The organism is Candidatus Fukatsuia symbiotica (assembly GCF_003122425.1).
Taxonomy (GTDB): domain Bacteria; phylum Pseudomonadota; class Gammaproteobacteria; order Enterobacterales; family Enterobacteriaceae; genus Fukatsuia; species Fukatsuia symbiotica.
Genome location: NZ_CP021659.1, coordinates 2,733,055 through 2,753,011, shown reverse-complemented (window position 1 = coordinate 2,753,011; position 19,957 = coordinate 2,733,055). Strand labels below are relative to the sequence as shown.

The following is a 19,957-nucleotide window of genomic DNA, read 5'->3' as shown; positions in this document are numbered from 1 at the left end:
GCTGAGGCGATGAAGTCATGCGTGATGAAAATTAGGCGTGTGTCGTTGTGAGAACTCAGTACCCGAAGACAATTTCGGGTTGTAAGGTTAAGTAATGAAGCGTACAGGGCGGATGCCTAGGCAGTCAGAGGCGAAGAAGGGCGTGCAAATCTGCGAAAAGCGTCGGTAAGCTGATATGAAGCGAGAGAGCCGACGATCCCCGAATGGGGCAACCCAGTGCAATAAGTTGCACTATCGTTAGATGAATAAATAGTTTAACGAGGCGAACCGGGGGAACTGAAACATCTAAGTACCCCGAGGAAAAGAAATCAACCGAGATTCCCCTAGTAGCGGCGAGCGAGAGGGGAGCAGCCCAGAGTGTGTATTGTTAAGAGTGGTTAGGGGAATGACCTGGAAAGGTCGGCGATAAAGGGTGATAGCCCCGTACCTAAAAATGCGCTGACATTGCACTCAAAGAGTAGAGCGGGACACGAGAAATCCTGTTTGAAGACGGGGGGCCCATCCTCCAAGGCTAAATACTCCTGACTGACCGATAGTGAACCAGTACCGTGAGGGAAAGGCGAAAAGAACCCCGGCGAGGGGAGTGAAAGAGACCCTGAAACCCTGTACGTACAAGCAGTGGGAGCCTTGAATAGGGTGACTGCGTACCTTTTGTATAATGGGTCAGCGACTTATATTTTGTAGCAAGGTTAACCGTTTAGGGGAGCCGTAGGGAAACCGAGTCTGAATAGGGCGACGAGTTGCAAGGTATAGACCCGAAACCCGGTGATCTAGCCATGAGCAGGTTGAAGATAGGTTAACGCCCGTTGGAGGACCGAACCGACTTATGTTGAAAAATGAGCGGATGACTTGTGGCTGGGGTGAAAGGCCAATCAAACCGGGAGATAGCTGGTTCTCCCCGAAAGCTATTTAGGTAGCGCCTCGTGAGATTATCTTCGGGGTAGAGCACTGTTTCGGCTAGGGGGCCATCCCGGCTTACCACCCCGATGCAAACTGCGAATACCGAAGAATATATCACGGGAGACACACGGCGGGTGCTAACGTCCGTCGTGAAGAGGGCAACAACCCAGACCGCCAGCTAAGGTCCCGAAGTCATGGTTAAGTGGGAAACGAAGTGGGAAGGCGAAGACAGCCAGGATGTTGGCTTAGAAGCAGCCATCATTAAAAGAAAGCGTAATAGCTCACTGGTCGAGTCGGCCTGCGCGGAAGATGTAACGGGGCTAAACCATGCACCGAAGCTGCGGCAGTGGTGATTACAGATGTAATGACTGTTGGGTAGGGGAGCGTTCTGTAAGCCGCAGAAGGTGAATAGAGATGTTCACTGGAGGTATCAGAAGTGCGAATGCTGACATAAGTAACGATAAAGCGGGTGAAAAACCCGCTCGCCGAAAGACCAAGGGTTCCTGTCCAACGTTAATCGAGGCAGGGTGAGTCGACCCCTAAGGCGAGGCTGAAAAGCGTAGTCGATGGGCAACAGGTTAATATTCCTGTACAGTTTGTTATGACGAAGTGGTGACGGAGAAGGCTATGTTATCCGGGAGACGGTTTACCCGGTTCAATCGTGTAGGGAGTGCAGTTAGGCAAATCCGGCGGCACACAATCTTGAGGCGAGATGAGGAGGTACGTAAGGTACGTAAGTAACAGATGCCCGGCTTCCAGGAAAAGCCACTAAGTGAGATGTAACAGACGATCGTACCCGAAACCGACACAGGTGGTCAGGTAGAGCATACTAAGGCGCTTGAGAGAACTCGGGTGAAGGAACTAGGCAAAATGGTGCCGTAACTTCGGGAGAAGGCACGCTGATGTAGGTGAGGCACTGAGAACGTGCTGAGCGTATGTGAGTCGCAGAGACCAGCTGGCTGCAACTGTTTATTAAAAACACAGCACTGTGCCAACACGCAAGTGGACGTATACGGTGTGACGCCTGCCCGGTGCCGGAAGGTTAATTGATGGTGTAATCTGCGAGGAGAAGCGCTTGATCGAAGCCCCGGTAAACGGCGGCCGTAACTATAACGGTCCTAAGGTAGCGAAATTCCTTGTCGGGTAAGTTCCGACCTGCACGAATGGCGTAATGATGGCCAGGCTGTCTCCACCCGAGACTCAGTGAAATTGAACTCGCTGTGAAGATGCAGTGTACCCGCGGCAAGACGGAAAGACCCCGTGAACCTTTACTATAGCTTGACACTGGGACTTGAGAACTAATGTGTAGGATAGGTGGGAGGCGACGAGATGTGGACGCCAGTTTGCATGGAGCCGTTGTTGAAATACCACTCTTTATTTTTTGATTTTCTAACTTAGCGCCGTGACCCGGCGCAAGGACAGTGTCTGGTGGGTAGTTTGACTGGGGCGGTCTCCTCCTAAAGCGTAACGGAGGAGCACGAAGGTTAGCTAATCACGGTCGGACATCGTGAGGATAGTGCAAAGGCATAAGCTAGCTTGACTGCGAGAGTGACGGCTCGAGCAGGTACGAAAGTAGGTCTTAGTGATCCGGTGGTTCTGAATGGAAGGGCCATCGCTCAACGGATAAAAGGTACTCCGGGGATAACAGGCTGATACCGCCCAAGAGTTCATATCGACGGCGGTGTTTGGCACCTCGATGTCGGCTCATCACATCCTGGGGCTGAAGTAGGTCCCAAGGGTATGGCTGTTCGCCATTTAAAGTGGTACGCGAGCTGGGTTTAGAACGTCGTGAGACAGTTCGGTCCCTATCTGCCGTGGGCGTAGGAAGATTGAGGGGGTCTGCTGCTAGTACGAGAGGACCGGAGTGGACGCATCGCTGGTGTACGGGTTGTCATGCCAATGGCATAGCCCGGTAGCTAAATGCGGAAGAGATAACCGCTGAAAGCATCTAAGCGGGAAACTTGCCCCGAGATGATTCTTCCCAGAGATAGTAATCTCCGAAGGGACGTTTAAGACGAAGACGTAGATAGGCTGGGTGTGTAATTGCAGTGATGCATTGAGCTAACCAGTACTAATGACCCAGGAGTCTTAACCTTACAACACCGAAGTTGTTTTATGTTGATTCAGCTTGCTTCTAGAAGCAGACATGTTGAGAGAGACATGTTGAGAGAAAGAATTTGCCTGGCGGCCCTAGCGCGATGGTCCCACCTGATCCCATTCCGAACTCAGAAGTGAAACATTGTAGCGCCGATGGTAGTGTGGGGTTTCCCCATGCGAGAGTAGGACACTGCCAGGCATCCATTTTAATTTATCAATGCGGAGCATTGATAATATAAAAGAATCGGTGGTGCGGTAGTTCAGTTGGTTAGAATACCGGCCTGTCACGCCGGGGTCGCGGGTTCGAATCCCGTCCGCACCGCCACCCCGAGTTTGTTATTGACTTAAAGCTCGGTTGTTAGAGCCTGTTAGTTGTTTATTGCGTATGATAATGTTTCGTCAGAAATCATTTCAAAATATTTATTAATTCTTTCCATTTTTTGCTGAGCATTTTTTTATTTGAGCGTCGTTAATGACTGTTCTGAATAGACTTTTAACTTTTAGTCTGTTGAGACACCGCTGACAGAGTTTGTTAGTACTTTCTCCTTAACTCAAGTAAATAATTGATACACTTATCACTACTTGGGACGCTGGAAATTATATTATTAATTTCATGTAGAATTACCATTTTATTGAGAAAAATAATTTTTCTCAATAAAAAACCGGTATCTTCAAGTCACGTGAGGGCATCACATAACCTTTAAATGGGCTGAGATGCATTTAATACTGAAAGTATTGGCTCTCGCACCATTTTTTAAATTTGTTAATCAAAGCATTCGTTGAACTGTCATGGCTAGAGATATTTGTACTATTCTGTAATTCAAGTAGGATTTCATGCGCCAGTTGTTTACCGAGTTCCACACCCCATTGGTCAAAACTAAAGATATTTAGGATTGCTCCCTGTGTGAAAATCTTGTGCTCGTACAGGGCGATTAACATCCCTAGACTAAAGGGAGTGATCTCACGTAGTAAGATTGAGTTGGTCGGTTTATTGCCTTCGAAGACTTTAAATGGTATGACATATTCCATTTGTTCTAGATTTTTACCAGCAAATTCGGTTTCTACTTCGGCTCTGGTTTTACCAAATGCGAGTGCTCTTGTTTGAGCAAAGAAATTTGATAGTAGTTTGAGATGATGATCATTGAGTGGATTATGGCTGATAACTGGAGCGATAAAATCGCAAGGGATCATTTTGCTACCTTGATGGATCAATTGGTAGAAGGCATGTTGACCGTTGGTGCCAGGCTCGCCCCAGATAATCGAACCCGTCTGATAGTTTACCGGTTGACCATTACGATCAACACATTTGCCGTTAGATTCCATGTTTCCTTGCTGGAAATAGGCAGGGAAGCGGTGCATATATTGGTCATAGGGAAAAATAGCTTCAGTTTCCGCACCAAAAAAATTGTTATACCAGATAGCAATTAATGCCAATAAAATCGGTATATTCTGCTCAGCTGGAGTTTCTTTAAAATGGCAATCCATTGCATAAGCACCGTCCAACAATTTTGTAAAATTATTAAAACCGATTGACAATGCGATAGATAAACCAATGGCTGACCACAGAGAGTAACGACCACCCACCCAATCCCAGAATTCAAACATATATGCTATATCGATACCAAATTCACTTACCGCTTTGTTATTGGTGGATAGTGCCACGAAATGCTTGGCGACATCTGTTTGATTGGCTGCTTTTAGAAGCCATTCACGTGCGCTCTGAGCATTAGTCATGGTTTCTTGGGTGGTGAATGTCTTGGATGCGATCAAAAACAGTGTTGTTTCCTGTTTAAGTGGTTTTAACGTTTCGGTAATATGGGTACCATCAACGTTAGAAATGAAATGCACTTGCAGATGATTTTTATAGGGGTGTAGTGCCTCAGTCACCATATAGGGGCCAAGATCTGAGCCGCCAATGCCAATATTGACCACATCAGTGATTGCTTTACCACTATAGCCTTTCCAAATCCCATCGATAACATCCTGACAGAACTTTTTCATTCTTGCCAGTACCTCATTCACTTTTGGCATCACATCTTCGCCATCCAGTAAAATAGGATCATTACTACGATTGCGTAAAGCGATATGTAAAACCGCGCGATCTTCTGTACGATTGATTTTTTCACCGCTAAACATCGAGTTAATTGCAGCCTGTAGATTAGTTTCTTTTGCCAGCGCTTGTAATTTTTCCATGGTTGCAGTGGTAATGCGATTTTTTGAAAAATCTACCAGCAGTTGATCGCCAAATGTGACTGAAAACTTGCTGAACCTCTCTTCATCTTCGGCAAAGAGATCACGGATGTGCACATTTTTTATTTTTTCAAAATGTTGCTGTAACGCTTCCCAGGCAGGAGTGTGGCTGGGATTAATATTTTTCATAATGATATTCTTCCAGGCTAGTAGATTAATAAAATGATGCTGTTATTGTATCTCGTTAGCCTGGGGTTGAGATCTTTTCTTAGAGCCTGTTCCAAATCTTTTTCGCTGTGCTCAGAAGAGAAAAAATGCAATCCATTCTTTGTATACAACAAAAAGGGAGTAAATGAATATTTTGAGCGTGTTTTTGACGAATTACTTGACAGCAACACGGCGAGCACAAGAGATTTCGATCAGGTTTCTAGTGATAAATCCAGTTTTCTGCCAATATTGCCGATAAAGAGAGAGTAGTTTCATTCCATCCAAGGGTAAATTAACCTGTTTAACATAGTTTCTTTCTACGATGATTTTGGGCCGTTCTTCTGTTTGTAAATAGAATGATTTAAAGAAATAAAGTGCATTACCCTGTTTAATTTTTGGTACCCAAATCTTTGCCCATTCTCCTGGAGAAACAAATTCAATCGGAGAAGCATCATTAGCGATTTGTTGTAATATTTCAACCCAAGGTAAGCTAGTCAGATAGCTGAGATTGACGCATTGCTTAGCGTGTAAGCCATTTATACTGCTTTGGACTAGTAAATCAGCAACTTTATCAACCGGAGTGATATCAACATCATAATATTTCCACAACGGCGCTATCCCCTGTTGTAGGCAGCCTTTAATTACACTCAAGCCGTGATTATTTTCCGTATTTGAATAACCGTAGCGAGTACAACCGGTAATATTACCCATGCGATAAATCGTACCATATAAACCTTGGGCAAATGCCTGTTGTATTAAACGTTCCGCTATCCATTTTGATTGTATATAACCATTTTCCTTAGGGGGAGCATTGGCGACGCAATTTTCTTCTATCAGATTTCCTTGTTGTAATGCAGTGGATAATGTCGATATGTAAAAAAACTGTTTTTTCCGTCCTTGTTGACATAGTGCTAATAAAGTCAATGTGCTGCTAACATTGGCATGACGTAGAGAAAAATAATGATATAAATGATTAACTTGTGCACCACAGTGATAGATTGCATCGATCTGTATGACGATATTCTGCCATTGGCTACTATTTAATCCTAAATTTTCTTGTTTAAGATCGCCAAGTAAAATGATTATGCGTTTAAAGTCAATATTAAGACGGTAGTGGGTTGCATTTGCTTGTAATTTTTCTTGTGCTGTCACCTCATTATTTGCACGGATCAGGCAGTAGGTGATGCTATTAGGTAGGCTTTGCTGTAACTGAGATAATAAATAAATGCCCAAAAAACCGGTCGCACCAGTAAGCAAAATAGTTTCAAAGTTCACTGAAGGCTCAGACAAATAAGGACGGGTGTTAGCTAGCCACTGATCTTGTTCTACAGATTGCTGGATAACATTATTTTGCTTAATAGCTTTACCGTCAATTTTGAGCGCGAGATCACCTAGATGTTGTGTAGTAAATAAAATTAGGTAATCCCCCGGCTTTGCCGGGGGACTCCGTAAGGTTTGACCGTGTGGTGCGGTCACCCGAATCTTCTATCTCGACCAAGAGATAGGAAATTCAAATGAAAGATTACCAGAGTCTTAGCCATACGAAATGGGATTGTAAGTATCACATTGTTTTTATCCCGAAAGGCCGTAAAAAAACAATATTTGGTGAAATTAGAAAGCATCTCGGTGAGATGTTTCACGAGTTAGCAAGTCAGAAGGAATGCAAAATTATTGAAGGACATTTGATGATTGATCATATCCATATTTGCATAAGTATTCCGCCGAAATATTCAGTGTCATATGTAATGGGTTATCTAAAAGGAAAAAGTGCAATCTCAATCGTACGACGGTTTATGGGTAAAGTCCGGAATTATAGTGGTGAGAATTTTTGGGCTAGAGGTTACTTTGTATCTACAGTGGGTTTGAACGAAGAGCTGATACGAGCTTACATTCGATACCAAGAAAAACAAGACAATCATTATGAACAATTGAAGCTTAGGATGTAATGACCGCCTTCAGGCGGTTCAAGGTTTGTTGGCCTCTTCTAGGGGCTAATAATTAAAGCCCCCGGCTTTGCCGGGGGATATTTACTTGCTTTTATGGTGGTCATAATAAAATAAAAATATTATTAATCTATATCAAGTTATAACCTTACTTTTATTTATATTTGTATTTGGTTGAGCCTAAATATACTTTCGGCAACAGTGATAAGATTTTATCTTTTTTTTCTGCTATTTTCCAATCTATCTCATTCTATACTTTTAAGGAGGATGGGTTAGCTGAGCGTCGCTCACGACGGTTTTGCAAGAAGTCTAATATAACGCTATGGATGGTGTTTTGCCCGTGTATACTGTGTTGATATATCTCGATCACAACCAATTGAAAAAAATTATCATGATTCAGGGTACGTTATACATTGTTTCCGCTCCCAGTGGTGCGGGTAAATCGAGCCTACTTCAGGCTTTGTTAAAAACAGCACTGTCTCAGGGTGGTAATGACGGCGGTTCCGTTAAGGCGTCTGGTTTGCAACTATCCATTTCACATACCACGAGGGCTAAACGTCCTGTAGAGAAGGATGGTAAAGATTACTTCTTTATCTCTGAAGAAGAGTTTTGTCAGATGATCGACGAGGGTGCCTTCCTTGAATGGGCTAACGTTTTTGGTCATTATTACGGTACTTCACGTAAGGCTGTTGAAGACAAGCTGTCGTTAGGGATTGATGTTTTTTTAGATATTGATTGGCAGGGTGGGCAAAACGTCCGTGCTGAGTGGGCAGCAGCTCGTAGTATCTTTATTCTGCCACCTTCAAAAGAAGCATTGAATTGCCGGTTACGAAGTCGTGCTCAGGATAGTGAAGAAGTCATTGCGAAACGTATGGCACAAGCCGTTACCGAGATGAGTCACTTTGCAGAATATGATTATTTAATTGTTAACGATCAATTCGAACAGGCATTATCGGATCTGAAAACGATTATTTGCGCCGAGAGGCTGTGTTTAGGTCGTCAAAAACAACGATATGATGCTTTAATTGGCAAATTATTGGAAGATTAGTCACTGTTTTTATTAGACTTCTTGCAAAACCGTCATTCGTTATGTGAAGTCAAGGAGCCCGTAGCATAGCAACCACCGTCTACATATACGAGTACATGAGGATTGTGAACACTGTGTAATGTCGAATTCACATCACACAGTAGGTTATGCAAGAGGTCTAGTCAGTATGCAGTAAAACTCTGTCGTGAACACAATAGATTTCGAACCGGTTCTAACTAACTTGTGTTAGAATTTTTCCTGTCTATCGTTAATATCATACTTTCAGTTTATGGAGCCGGAAAATTATGGCACGTGTGACCGTTCAAGATGCTGTAGAAAAAATTGGGAACCGTTTTGATTTAGTGTTGGTCGCTGCTCGTCGGGCGCGTCAGTTACAAACTGGTGGTAAAAAGGAACGAGTTGCTAGGGAAAACGATAAAGTCACGGTGATTGCGCTACGTGAGATCGAAGAAGGTTTGATTAATGGCTCAATACTTGATGTTTTAGAACGTCAGGAACGTGAACCAGTCCAAGTAGCTCCTTCCATTGATGAAACGCTTCACTAGTCCGAATGCGAGCCTGCTTTGTATCTGTTTGAAAGCCTGAATTTGCTGATTCAGCGTTATTTGCCAGAGGAGCAAATTAAACGCCTTAAACAAGCCTATTTTGTCGCACGTGATGCTCACGAAGGGCAGCTGCGTTCTAGTGGTGAACCCTATATCACTCACCCTGTTGCGGTAGCCTGTATTTTGGCAGAAATGCGCCTTGATTATGAAACCTTGATGGCCGCATTGTTACATGATGTTATCGAGGACACACCTGCGACTTATCATGATATGGAGCAGTTGTTCGGTAAAAGTGTTGCTGAGTTAGTGGAAGGTGTATCAAAGCTTGATAAATTGACCTTTCGTGACAAAAAAGAAGCTCAGGCAGCAAATTTTCGTAAAATGATTATGGCGATGGTGCAAGATATCCGTGTCATTTTGATTAAATTGGCTGATCGTACACACAATATGCGCACTTTAGGTTCGTTACGTCCCGATAAGCGCCGGCGTATTGCCCGTGAAACTCTCGAAATTTATAGTCCCCTCGCGCATAGGTTGGGGATCCATCACTTAAAAACTGAGCTGGAAGAATTAGGTTTCGAAGCGTTGTATCCCAACCGTTACCGGGTGATTAAAGAAGTCGTTAAAGCCGCTCGTGGCAACCGCAAGGAGATGATCCAGAAGATTCTTACGGAAATCAAAGGGCGTTTGACTGAGGCCGGTATTTCTTGTCGGGTCTGTGGACGTGAAAAACATCTTTATTCCATCTACTGTAAGATGAATTTAAAAGAGCAACGCTTTCATTCCATCATGGATATCTATGCTTTTCGTGTGACAGTAAAAGAAATTGATGTTTGCTACCGTGTGTTGGGTCAGGTTCATGGCCTATATAAGCCACGACCTGGCAGAATAAAAGATTATATTGCTATACCAAAGGCTAATGGCTATCAAGCATTGCATTCTTCTTTGATTGGCCCTCATGGTGTACCCGTTGAAGTACAAATCCGTACGGAAGATATGGATCAGATGGCTGAGATGGGGGTTGCCGCGCACTGGGCATACAAAGAAAGTGGATCCGGTACTACTGCCCAGATCCGCGCTCAACGTTGGATGCAAAGTTTACTGGAGTTACAGCAAAGTGCCGGTAATTCATTTGAATTTATCGAAAGTGTTAAATCTGATCTGTTTCCTGATGAAATCTATGTTTTCACGCCTGAAGGGCGGATTGTCGAACTACCAGCAGGTGCGACAGCAGTCGATTTTGCTTATGCGGTACATACTGATATCGGTAATGCCTGTGTCGGGGTACGGGTTGATCGTCAGTCTTATCCTCTTTCACAGCCACTTAGCAATGGCCAAACGGTAGAAATTATCACCGCTCCCGGTGCTCGACCTAACGCTGCCTGGCTGAATTTTGTCGTTAGCTCGAAAGCACGTGCCAAAATTCGCCAACTATTGAAGAGCCTTAAACGTGATGAATCGGTCGTCCTGGGTCGTCGTTTGCTCAATCATGCGCTAAGCACTGGGCGTAACCTGGCTGATATTCCGGCAGTAAATATTCAGAGCGAGCTGGATCGGATGAAGCTATCTTCTATCAACGATCTGTTTGCTGAAATTGGTCTGGGTAATGTGATGAGCGTGGTAATCGCTAAAAATCTGGAAGACAGTCCGGTCAATATTAGTGCGCTAGGCAATCGAAAATTGCCGATTAAAGGTGCGGATGGTGTATTAATTACTTTCGCAAAATGTTGTCGACCTATTCCAGACGATCCCATTATCGCCCATATTAGTCCAGGAAAAGGTCTAGTGATCCACCATGAATCCTGTCGTAATATTCGTGGTTATCAGAAAGAACCCGAGAAATTTATGGCAGTTGAATGGGATAAAGATAGCGAGCAGGAATTTATTGCCGAAATTAAAGTTGAAATGTTTAATCAACAAGGTGTATGGGCTAATTTGACGGCAGTAATTAATGCCGCGCGATCTAATATTCAAGGGCTGAATACCGAAGAAAAAGAAGGGCGGGTTTATTGTGCTTTTATTCGTCTGACGATCCGTAACCGTGTCCATTTGGCTAATATTATGCGTAAAATTCGTATCATGCCCGATGTAGTTAAAGTGAGTCGTAATCGCAATTAACCTTGCAAGCCACGGAGTCTTTAAATGAAAGGCCATTTGCTGGATACCATACCACTGCATTTGCTTTCGGGAGTTGGTGCAAATCAGGTTGCCAAGCTAGCCAGAATGGGTCTGGAAACCGTTCAGGATCTGTTATTGCATTTACCCGTTCGTTATGAAGATCGTAGTCATCTTTATCAAATTTCTGACCTCCTTCCCGGTATGTTGGTAACTGTTGCCGGTGAAATAACAGGCTCTGAGATCAGCTCTGGTCGCCGCCCTATACTGACAATTCAGCTCAGTGACAGTAGTGGTGTCATTGCTCTACGCTTTTTTAACTTTAATACCTCAATGAAAATCAGCTTGTCGGATGGCAAACAAATTATTGCTTATGGTGAAGTTAAACAGGGAAGATATGGAATAGAAATTATTCATCCAGAGTACCGTGCTTACGATGAAAATGTAGGTATCGAGTTGAATGATAGGTTAACGCCGATTTATGCCAGTACTGAGGGGATGCGTCAGGCTACCTTGCGTAAGATTATTGATCAGGCACTTGATTTGCTAATTAGCGCTACTATTCCTGAATTGTTGCCGGTTGAATACAACGATACAGATTTCAGTTTACCAGAAGCTATATACATACTGCATAGTCCACCTGCTGATATTGAGCGAACTGTTTTAGAACAATGGCAACATCCAGCACAGTATCGTCTGATTTTAGAAGAACTCTTGGCCCATAATCTCAGTATGTTAGCTGTAAGGTCAGCGGTGCGGAATTATCGGGCGCAATCCTTGCTTCCCCCTCGACAATCCAATCATGCCTTAAAAAAACGTTTTCTAACGGCTCTGCCCTTTAAACCTACCCATGCACAACAACGTGTCGTTGTTGAAATTGAGCAAGATTTGGCACAAGATTTTCCGATGATGAGACTGGTACAAGGCGATGTAGGATCCGGTAAAACATTGGTGGCTGCGTTGGCAGCATTACGTGCTATTGCTCATGGTAAACAGGTCGCTCTAATGGCTCCCACTGAATTACTGGCAGAGCAACATGCGGAAACCTTCCGGCAATGGTTTGAACCGCTTGGGTTATCTGTCGGTTGGTTAGCGGGTAAACAGAAAGGTAAAGTACGTTTGGCTCAGCAGGAAGCAATAGCAAAGGGGCAGGTTTCTATGGTGGTGGGTACTCACGCCATTTTTCAGGAACAGGTACAATTTTTTGGATTGGCATTGGTTATTATTGACGAACAACATAGGTTTGGGGTTCATCAGCGTTTGGCGTTATGGGAAAAAGGAAAAACACAGGGTTTTCATCCCCATCAGTTAATCATGACGGCAACACCTATTCCACGTACGCTTGCGATGACCGCCTATGCTGATTTGGATACATCGGTGATTGATGAACTACCGCCGGGTAGAACACCCATCACTACGGTTGCGATCCCTGATACTCGCCGCAGTGATATTATTCAACGGATTAAACATGTGTGTTTAGAAGAAGGGCGGCAAGCATACTGGGTCTGTACTTTAATTGAAGAATCAGAGGTATTAGGGGCACAGGCCGCAGAGGCGACTTATACGGAGCTGCAAGCCACACTTGTAGATATCAGCATTGGTCTGGTACATGGTCGCATGAAAGCACAGGAAAAGCAGGTTGTCATGCAAGCCTTTAAACAAGGTGCATTGCAATTATTAGTTGCAACAACGGTGATTGAAGTAGGTGTCGATGTGCCCAATGCCAGTCTGATGATCATTGATAATCCAGAACGTCTCGGTTTAGCACAGCTACATCAGTTACGTGGGAGAGTAGGGCGTGGAAGCATCGCGTCACACTGCGTATTGTTGTATAAGACACCACTCAATAAAATGGCACAAAGGCGTTTGCAAGTATTACGTGACAGTAATGATGGTTTTGTTATTGCTCAACAGGATTTGGAAATACGCGGCCCTGGTGAGTTATTGGGCACTCGGCAAACGGGTAGCACAGAATTTAAAGTCGCTGATTTGCTAAGAGACCAGGCATTGTTACCGGTTGTACAGGATCTTGCCCGTAATCTGCACCTGCAGTACCCTGAGCAGTCGAAAGCGTTAATCGAGCGGTGGTTGCCTGAGCGGGAACGTTATACTAATGTTTAAATAGACCTACCCTACGGCACCGAATACAGGCAATAATAGATAGATTTTGATAACCAGTGCATTGGCAATATCAATAAAGAAAGCACCGACCATAGGGACAACCAGGAAAGCAAGATGGGATGGACCAAAACGATCGGTAATAGCTTGCATATTGGCAATGGCTGTTGGCGTTGCTCCCAAACCGAAGCCGCAGTGTCCCGCTGCCAAGACTGCGGCATCGTAATTTTTGCCCATCACCCGATAGGTGACAAAAATGGCATAAAGTGCCATTGCTAAGGTTTGTACTAGCAGAATAATTAACATGGGCACAGCGAGCGATGCCAGCTCCCAGAGTTTCAAACTCATCAATGCCATTGCGAGGAACAACGATAAACTGACATTCCCTAACACTGACACAGCACGATCGAACACCTTGTAAAAACCGATCACTGATAGGCTATTGCTTAAGATAACACCGACGAATAATACGCAAACAAAAGTAGGCAGTTCAAACGCCGACCCTTGTAATTCACTGGCAATAAAGTTACCCACGACTAAACAGCTTGCGATCATCGCAATAGTCTCTATCATCACTAATGAAGTGATCATACGACCGGTATCCGGTTTTTCAAATGCGGAGAGTAATTCGCTGTCGTCAGGGCAACCCTCAGGCGTTGAGGAATGTTTCACCAGATAACGCGCTACAGGCCCGCCGATTAAGCCTCCTAATATCAAACCGAAAGTGGCACATGCCATAGCAACCTCTGTTGCGTTTCCAAATCCGTAACGTTCGGTAAACAGTTTACTCCAGGCGGCACCGGTGCCGTGTCCACCGGATAGTGTGATGGATCCTGCCAGCAAGCCCATCAGTGGATCCAGCCCCATCATTTTTGCTAGCGTGATCCCAATGGCATTTTGCATCAGCAATAGCCCAACGACGACAAAGATAAAGGTCATTAATAACCTACCACCATGGCGTAGACTGGCAAGGTTGGCGTTTAAACCGATGGTGGCGAAAAATGTCAGCATCAAGGGATCTTTCAATGACATATCGAAACGGATTTCCCAACCCCAAATTTGTTGCACTAGCAAGAGCAATACTGCTATCAGTAACCCGCCCGCTACAGGTTCAGGGATGGTGTATTTTTGTAGAAAGGAGACAGATTTTACCAGTTTTCGGCCGAGTAACAGAACCAGTGTGGCCGCAACTAACGTGCCATAGATATCGAGATGAAACATCTTGGTACTCCATCGATTAACATTATGCAAAAAACTTGTGCCACACTATAGGATAGGTGATGGCTTTATTATCGCCTACTAATCATCATGTGGCTTTCAGGTAAACTACCATGTTTTATTTATAATAAAAATCAACATATTAAAACTAAAAGGTCACAACCAATTAAATTCGGTCAAAATACTCGCTGAACTATATCGTATCTTAACGTGTTACTTGATAACCTAAAAGTGATAAATCAGTATCAAATTTCATTCCATCTACTCCTTCTATATTTTGTATAAATATTTTTCTTTCTTTTTTTTTCAAAACGTTGACAAGATAAGTTATATAATTCCTCGAATGCATGAGGATTGCGAGCATTACGTAACGCCGAATTCACACTACTCAGTAGTTTTTACAAGAAGTCTCATTAAAGTGTAAAAATAATGATTATTAACAATATAGCAAATTCCTTTAGCAACTATAGTAAGGGGCGGGAAGCCAGATTTATTTATCCTCAGGCTAATATGATCGCAGGCGTGGATGAAGTGGGTCGAGGCCCACTGGTTGGCGCAGTCGTGACCGCGGCGGTGATCCTTGATCCAGGGCAACCGATCAGCGGGTTAGCCGATTCAAAAAAACTCAGTGAAAAACGACGCCTGGCACTCCACGATGAGATCATACAAAAAGCGTTGTCTTGGAGTCTTGGTCGCGCCGAGCCGGAAGAAATCGACCACTTAAATATTTTACAGGCTACTCTGTTGGCCATGCAGCGGGCGGTGGCTGGTCTGCATTTATCCCCTGATTATGTGTTAATCGATGGTAATCGCTGCCCCATTTTACCCATGCCAGCGCTAGCCGTAGTACGGGGAGACAGTCGCGTTGCTGAAATCAGCGCCGCATCTATTTTGGCGAAAGTAACCCGTGATCGGGAAATGGTAGAGTTGGATCGCCGCTTTCCGGGCTATGGTTTTGCACAACATAAAGGTTATCCAACCGCATTGCATCTAGAAAAATTAGCGGCTCTCGGTGCGACAGCATATCATAGACGTAGTTTCGCGCCGGTTAAACGGCTACTGACAATAAACCTCTAATTTTTGGTGTCTTGATATGGCCGATCCACGTTTTGTCCATTTGCGTGTGCACAGTGATTATTCCATGATCGATGGATTAGCCAAGGTTAACTCCCTGGTAAAAAAAGCAGCAATTTTGGGAATGCCTGCTCTAGCTATCACTGATTTTACTAACCTGTGCGGTCTGGTAAAATTTTATGGCAATGCTCACACTGCTGGCATTAAACCTATTATCGGCGCTGATTTTTATCTACGAAATGACCTCTTGGGCGATGAACTTGCTCAACTCACCCTACTGGCACGTAATGATCAAGGGTACAAAAATCTAACCTTATTAATCTCTAACGCTTATCAACGTGGTTATGGTGCCAATGGCCCTATCATTGATCACGAATGGTTAATTACACACCATGAAGGGTTGATCCTACTATCAGGTGGTCGCAGCGGCGATGTCGGTAAATTTATGCTGCGTGATAATCACGTGCAGATGCGGCAATGTATTGAATTTTACCAGAAGCACTTTGCTGATAATTATTATCTGGAGCTAATTCGTACCGGTCGAGCCGATGAAGAGCCGTACCTGCGTGGCGCGCTGGTATTATCCAATGAATACGGACTGCCGGTAGTGGCGACGAACGATGTCCGTTTCGTTGATCAGACTGACTTTGATACACATGAAATCCGCGTGGCGATCCATAATGGCTTCACATTGGGGGATGCTAAACGACCACAAAATTACAGTCAGCAGCAGTTCATGCGTGATGAAGCGCAAATGTGTCAATTGTTTGCCGATATCCCCGAAGCACTCACCAACACTGTTGAAATTGCTAAACGCTGCAATGTGACCCTGCGTCTCGGAGAATATTTTTTGCCTCAGTTTCCAACTGGCGCAATGAATACCGAAGATTTTTTAATAGAAAATGCCAGGCAAGGATTAGAAGAACGTTTAGTCTTCCTTTTTCCCGATTCTGACGTCCGGTTGCAACAACGACAAAAATACGATGAACGTCTCGATGTAGAACTTAAAGTGATTAACCAGATGGGTTTCCCTGGTTATTTTTTGATCGTCATGGAATTTATAAAATGGTCAAAAGACAACCGCATTCCCGTAGGGCCAGGGCGAGGTTCCGGCGCGGGTTCTTTGGTCGCTTATGCACTCAAGATCACCGACATTGATCCGTTGGCCTTTGATTTGCTGTTTGAACGCTTTTTGAATCCCGAGCGCATTTCAATGCCTGATTTCGATGTTGATTTCTGTATGGAGAAACGCGATCTGGTCATTGAGCATGTGGCAGAGATGTACGGTCGTGATGCAGTTTCGCAGATTATTACTTTTGGTACTATGGCTGCCAAGGCGGTTATCCGCGATGTTGGGCGGGTACTGGGGCATCCCTATGGCTTTATTGATCGCATCGCGAAATTAATCCCGCTCGATCCTAGCATGACGCTGGAAAAAGCCTTTGCAGCGGAACCACAGCTAACAGAAATCTATCAGGCAGATGAAGAAGTCAAAACGCTGATCGATATGGCACGGAAGCTAGAAGGTGTAACCCGTAACGCAGGTAAACATGCAGGGGGTGTCGTGATAGCTCCCACCAAAATTACCGATTTCGCGCCGCTCTATTGTGATGCAGAAGGAAAAAATCCCGTTACTCAGTTTGATAAAAATGATGTTGAATATGCCGGACTGGTGAAGTTTGACTTCCTCGGTCTACGCACCCTGACGGTTATCAATCTGGCACTGGAAATGATCAATGCACAACGCGATAACGTGGGATTAGATCCCATAGATATTACCGCTATTCCACTGGATGATAAAAAAAGTTTTGCCCTGTTACAACGTGCGGAAACCACGGCGGTATTTCAGCTTGAATCCAAGGGAATGAAAGATTTAATCAAACGCTTAAAGCCTGACTGTTTTGAAGATATGATCGCTTTGGTAGCATTGTTTCGCCCTGGCCCGTTGCAATCTGGCATGGTGGATAACTTTATTGACCGTAAGCATGGACGTGAAGCCTTATCTTATCCCGATATTCAGTGGCAACATGAATTACTCAAACCGGTATTGGAGCCAACCTACGGCATTATTCTGTATCAGGAACAGGTAATGAAGATAGCTCAAGTTTTATCGGGCTACTCACTTGGCGGTGCAGATATGTTACGCCGTGCTATGGGTAAGAAAGATCCGCTTGATATGGCCAAGCAGCGTTCTACTTTCGAAGATGGTGCAAAAAACCAGGGGATTGACGGTGAACTCGCGGTTAAAATTTTTGATCTGGTAGAAAAATTTGCCGGTTATGGTTTCAATAAATCGCACTCAGCAGCTTATGCGTTAGTCTCTTATCAAACTTTGTGGTTAAAAACACATTATCCTGCTGAATTTATGGCTGCGGTAATGACTGCCGATATGGATAATACAGATAAACTGGTCGGACTGGTTGATGAAGGCCAGCGTATGGGGCTGAAGATTTTGTCGCCGAATATCAACAGCGGATTTTATCGTTTTCATGTCAACGATAAAGCTGAAATTGTTTACGGTCTTGGTGCGATTAAAGGTGTAGGTGAAGCACCGATTACTGCGATCCTCGAAGCGCGTAAGTTGCAAGGTCATTTCACAGATCTGTTTGATCTTTGCGCCCATACCGATACTAAAAAATTAAATCGACGGATATTAGAGAAACTGATCATTTCTGGTGCCTTTGATCCCTTGGGACCACATCGCGCGGCGTTGATGCATTCCTTAGCTGCCGCATTGAAAGCGGCGGATCAACATGCTAAAGCAGAAGCAACCGGACAGGTGGATATGTTCGGCGTTCTAACCGAAACACCGCAACAGGTTGAAGAATCCTATGCTAACGTAACACCTTGGTCAGAGCAGGAAGTTCTGGATGGTGAGCGAGAAACATTGGGGCTGTATTTAACTGGACATCCCATCACACAATACCTGGTGGAGTTAAAACGTTATGCAAAGGGGCGTTTAAAAGATGTACAGGCAACGGATTGGGGAAAAACAACCACAGCAGTAGGTCTGGTGATCGCAGCACGGATTATGACCACTAAACGCGGTAATCGTATTGGCATCTGTACGCTTGACGATCGCTCAGGGCGTTTGGAAGTGATGCTTTTTACCGATGCCTTAGAGAAATATCAGCACTTATTAGAAAAAGACCGTATTCTTATCGCTACCGGACAAGTCAGTTTTGATGATTTTAATGGCGGCCTTAAAATGACTGCGCGTGAATTAATGGATATCAATGAAGCACGTGAGAAATATGCCCGTAGGCTTGCTATCGCATTGACTGATCAGCAAATTAATGATCAATTTTTAAACCATCTTCGAGAAGCTTTGGAGCCGCATCGATCAGGGACAATCCCGGTGCATCTCTATTACCAACGAGCTGATGCATGCGCTAGGTTACGCTTCGGAGCAACATGGCGGGTAACACCGACAGAACGCTTATTAATTAAACTGCGCAATCTGTTAGGTGATACACAGGTGGAATTGGAATTTGACTAAAATAGGAATGTTATGAGTATGCATTTTCTTGATTTTGAACAGCAGGTTGCCGAACTGGAAGCGAAAATTGATGCCTTGACGGCGCTCAACCGTCAAGGCGAAAAATTAGAGATTAATCTGGATGAAGAAGTGCAGCGTCTACGAGACAAAAGTGCCGAACTGACACAAGAGATTTTCGCGGGTCTTAGCGCTTGGCAAATAGTTCAATTGGCACGCCATCCTTGTCGCCCTTATACACTGGATTATATCGCCAAGATATTCACTGATTTCGATGAGCTGAAAGGCGATCGTGCTTATGCTGATGATAAAGCTATCGTCGGGGGTATGGCTCGTTTGGATGGGCGTCCAGTGATGATTATTGGTCATCAAAAAGGTCGTGAAACCAAAGAAAAAATCCGCCGTAACTTCGGTATGCCAGCACCGGAAGGTTATCGTAAAGCACTACGTCTAATGGAGATGGCGCAACGTTTTAAACTGCCCATCATTACTTTCATTGATACACCGGGTGCCTATCCTGGTGTGGGTGCCGAGGAGCGTGGCCAGTCCGAGGCCATTGCCCGTAACCTGCGTGAAATGTCACGTTTCAAAGTACCTATTATTTGTACCGTTATTGGTGAAGGGGGGTCAGGCGGGGCACTTGCTATTTCTGTTGGTGATCGAATAAATATGTTGCAGTACAGTATCTACTCCGTCATTTCTCCCGAAGGTTGCGCTTCTATTCTGTGGAAAAGCGCAGAGAAGGCACCGTCAGCCGCCGAAGCCATGGGGATCACGGCTCAGCGACTAAAGGAACTAAAGATGATCGATACCGTGGTCGCCGAACCGTTAGGGGGGCACACCGTGATATTGTAGCGATTTCCGCATCGTTGAAAGCACGTCTGCTGGCTGATCTCATGGATCTGGATGAACTTACTGAAGATAAATTGCTCGAAGAGCGCTATAAGCGTTTGATGAACTACGGTTATTGTTAAATCGATACACGTGACTCAGGAACAGGTGCAAC

10 protein-coding genes, 1 tRNA gene, 2 rRNA genes and 1 pseudogene are annotated in these 19,957 nt (G+C 44.5%); 11 read left to right on the top strand and 3 right to left on the bottom strand.

The window, feature by feature from the left end:
* Positions 1-85 precede the first annotated feature (85 nt).
* The 3 genes from CCS41_RS13390 to CCS41_RS13380 all read left to right on the top strand — a co-directional run bounded on the left by CCS41_RS13390 (position 86) and on the right by CCS41_RS13380 (position 3,322).
* A 23S ribosomal RNA gene (locus CCS41_RS13390) occupies positions 86-2,996 on the top strand.
* A gap of 84 nt (positions 2,997-3,080) precedes the next feature.
* A 5S ribosomal RNA gene (rrf, locus tag CCS41_RS13385) occupies positions 3,081-3,196 on the top strand.
* A gap of 50 nt (positions 3,197-3,246) precedes the next feature.
* Positions 3,247-3,322 (top strand) — tRNA-Asp (locus tag CCS41_RS13380).
* Between the two features lie 395 nt (positions 3,323-3,717).
* On the opposite strand, the gene pgi is transcribed toward CCS41_RS13380, so the two are convergent.
* Both pgi and CCS41_RS13370 read right to left on the bottom strand, forming a co-directional pair.
* Positions 3,718-5,376: a glucose-6-phosphate isomerase gene (gene pgi / locus CCS41_RS13375; protein WP_072551160.1), complete on the bottom strand. Its 1,659-nt coding sequence runs from the start codon at positions 5,374-5,376 to the stop codon at positions 3,718-3,720.
* 192 nt (positions 5,377-5,568) lie between these two features.
* The gene (locus tag CCS41_RS13370; RefSeq protein ID WP_072551161.1) at positions 5,569-6,870 is read right to left on the bottom strand and encodes a thioester reductase domain-containing protein; all 1,302 of its coding nucleotides are present in this window, start codon (positions 6,868-6,870) and stop codon (positions 5,569-5,571) included.
* 38 nt (positions 6,871-6,908) lie between these two features.
* Between CCS41_RS13370 and tnpA the strand changes: the two genes are divergently transcribed.
* The 5 genes from tnpA to recG all read left to right on the top strand — a co-directional run bounded on the left by tnpA (position 6,909) and on the right by recG (position 13,166).
* On the top strand, positions 6,909-7,340 hold the full coding sequence (tnpA, locus tag CCS41_RS13365) for an IS200/IS605 family transposase (protein WP_119797021.1): 432 nt from the start codon (positions 6,909-6,911) through the stop codon (positions 7,338-7,340).
* A 388-nt stretch (positions 7,341-7,728) separates the two neighbouring features.
* Positions 7,729-8,385, top strand: a complete 657-nt coding sequence (gene gmk / locus CCS41_RS13360; RefSeq protein ID WP_072550472.1) for a guanylate kinase — start codon at positions 7,729-7,731, stop codon at positions 8,383-8,385.
* Between the two features lie 284 nt (positions 8,386-8,669).
* On the top strand, positions 8,670-8,930 hold the full coding sequence (gene rpoZ / locus CCS41_RS13355; RefSeq protein ID WP_072550468.1) for a DNA-directed RNA polymerase subunit omega: 261 nt from the start codon (positions 8,670-8,672) through the stop codon (positions 8,928-8,930).
* Positions 8,931-8,948: 18 nt separating this feature from the next.
* Positions 8,949-11,048 (top strand): bifunctional GTP diphosphokinase/guanosine-3',5'-bis pyrophosphate 3'-pyrophosphohydrolase, encoded by a 2,100-nt coding sequence (spoT, locus tag CCS41_RS13350; RefSeq protein ID WP_119797684.1) that lies wholly within the window; start codon positions 8,949-8,951, stop codon positions 11,046-11,048.
* 24 nt (positions 11,049-11,072) lie between these two features.
* Positions 11,073-13,166 carry an ATP-dependent DNA helicase RecG gene (recG, locus tag CCS41_RS13345; protein ID WP_072550466.1) on the top strand — a complete coding sequence of 698 codons (2,094 nt, stop codon included), beginning with the start codon at positions 11,073-11,075 and terminating at the stop codon, positions 13,164-13,166.
* Between the two features lie 6 nt (positions 13,167-13,172).
* On the opposite strand, the gene gltS is transcribed toward recG, so the two are convergent.
* Positions 13,173-14,384: a sodium/glutamate symporter gene (gene gltS / locus CCS41_RS13340; protein ID WP_072550465.1), complete on the bottom strand. Its 1,212-nt coding sequence runs from the start codon at positions 14,382-14,384 to the stop codon at positions 13,173-13,175.
* Positions 14,385-14,810: 426 nt separating this feature from the next.
* On the opposite strand from gltS, the gene rnhB reads away from it, so the two are divergent.
* From rnhB to accA, 3 genes and pseudogenes are all read left to right on the top strand, one after another.
* The gene (rnhB, locus tag CCS41_RS13335) at positions 14,811-15,458 is read left to right on the top strand and encodes a ribonuclease HII (protein ID WP_072550464.1); all 648 of its coding nucleotides are present in this window, start codon (positions 14,811-14,813) and stop codon (positions 15,456-15,458) included.
* A 16-nt stretch (positions 15,459-15,474) separates the two neighbouring features.
* The gene (dnaE, locus tag CCS41_RS13330; protein ID WP_072550463.1) at positions 15,475-18,954 is read left to right on the top strand and encodes a DNA polymerase III subunit alpha; all 3,480 of its coding nucleotides are present in this window, start codon (positions 15,475-15,477) and stop codon (positions 18,952-18,954) included.
* A 12-nt stretch (positions 18,955-18,966) separates the two neighbouring features.
* Positions 18,967-19,925 (top strand): annotated as a pseudogene (gene accA / locus CCS41_RS13325) (acetyl-CoA carboxylase carboxyl transferase subunit alpha).
* Positions 19,926-19,957: the final 32 nt, after the last annotated feature.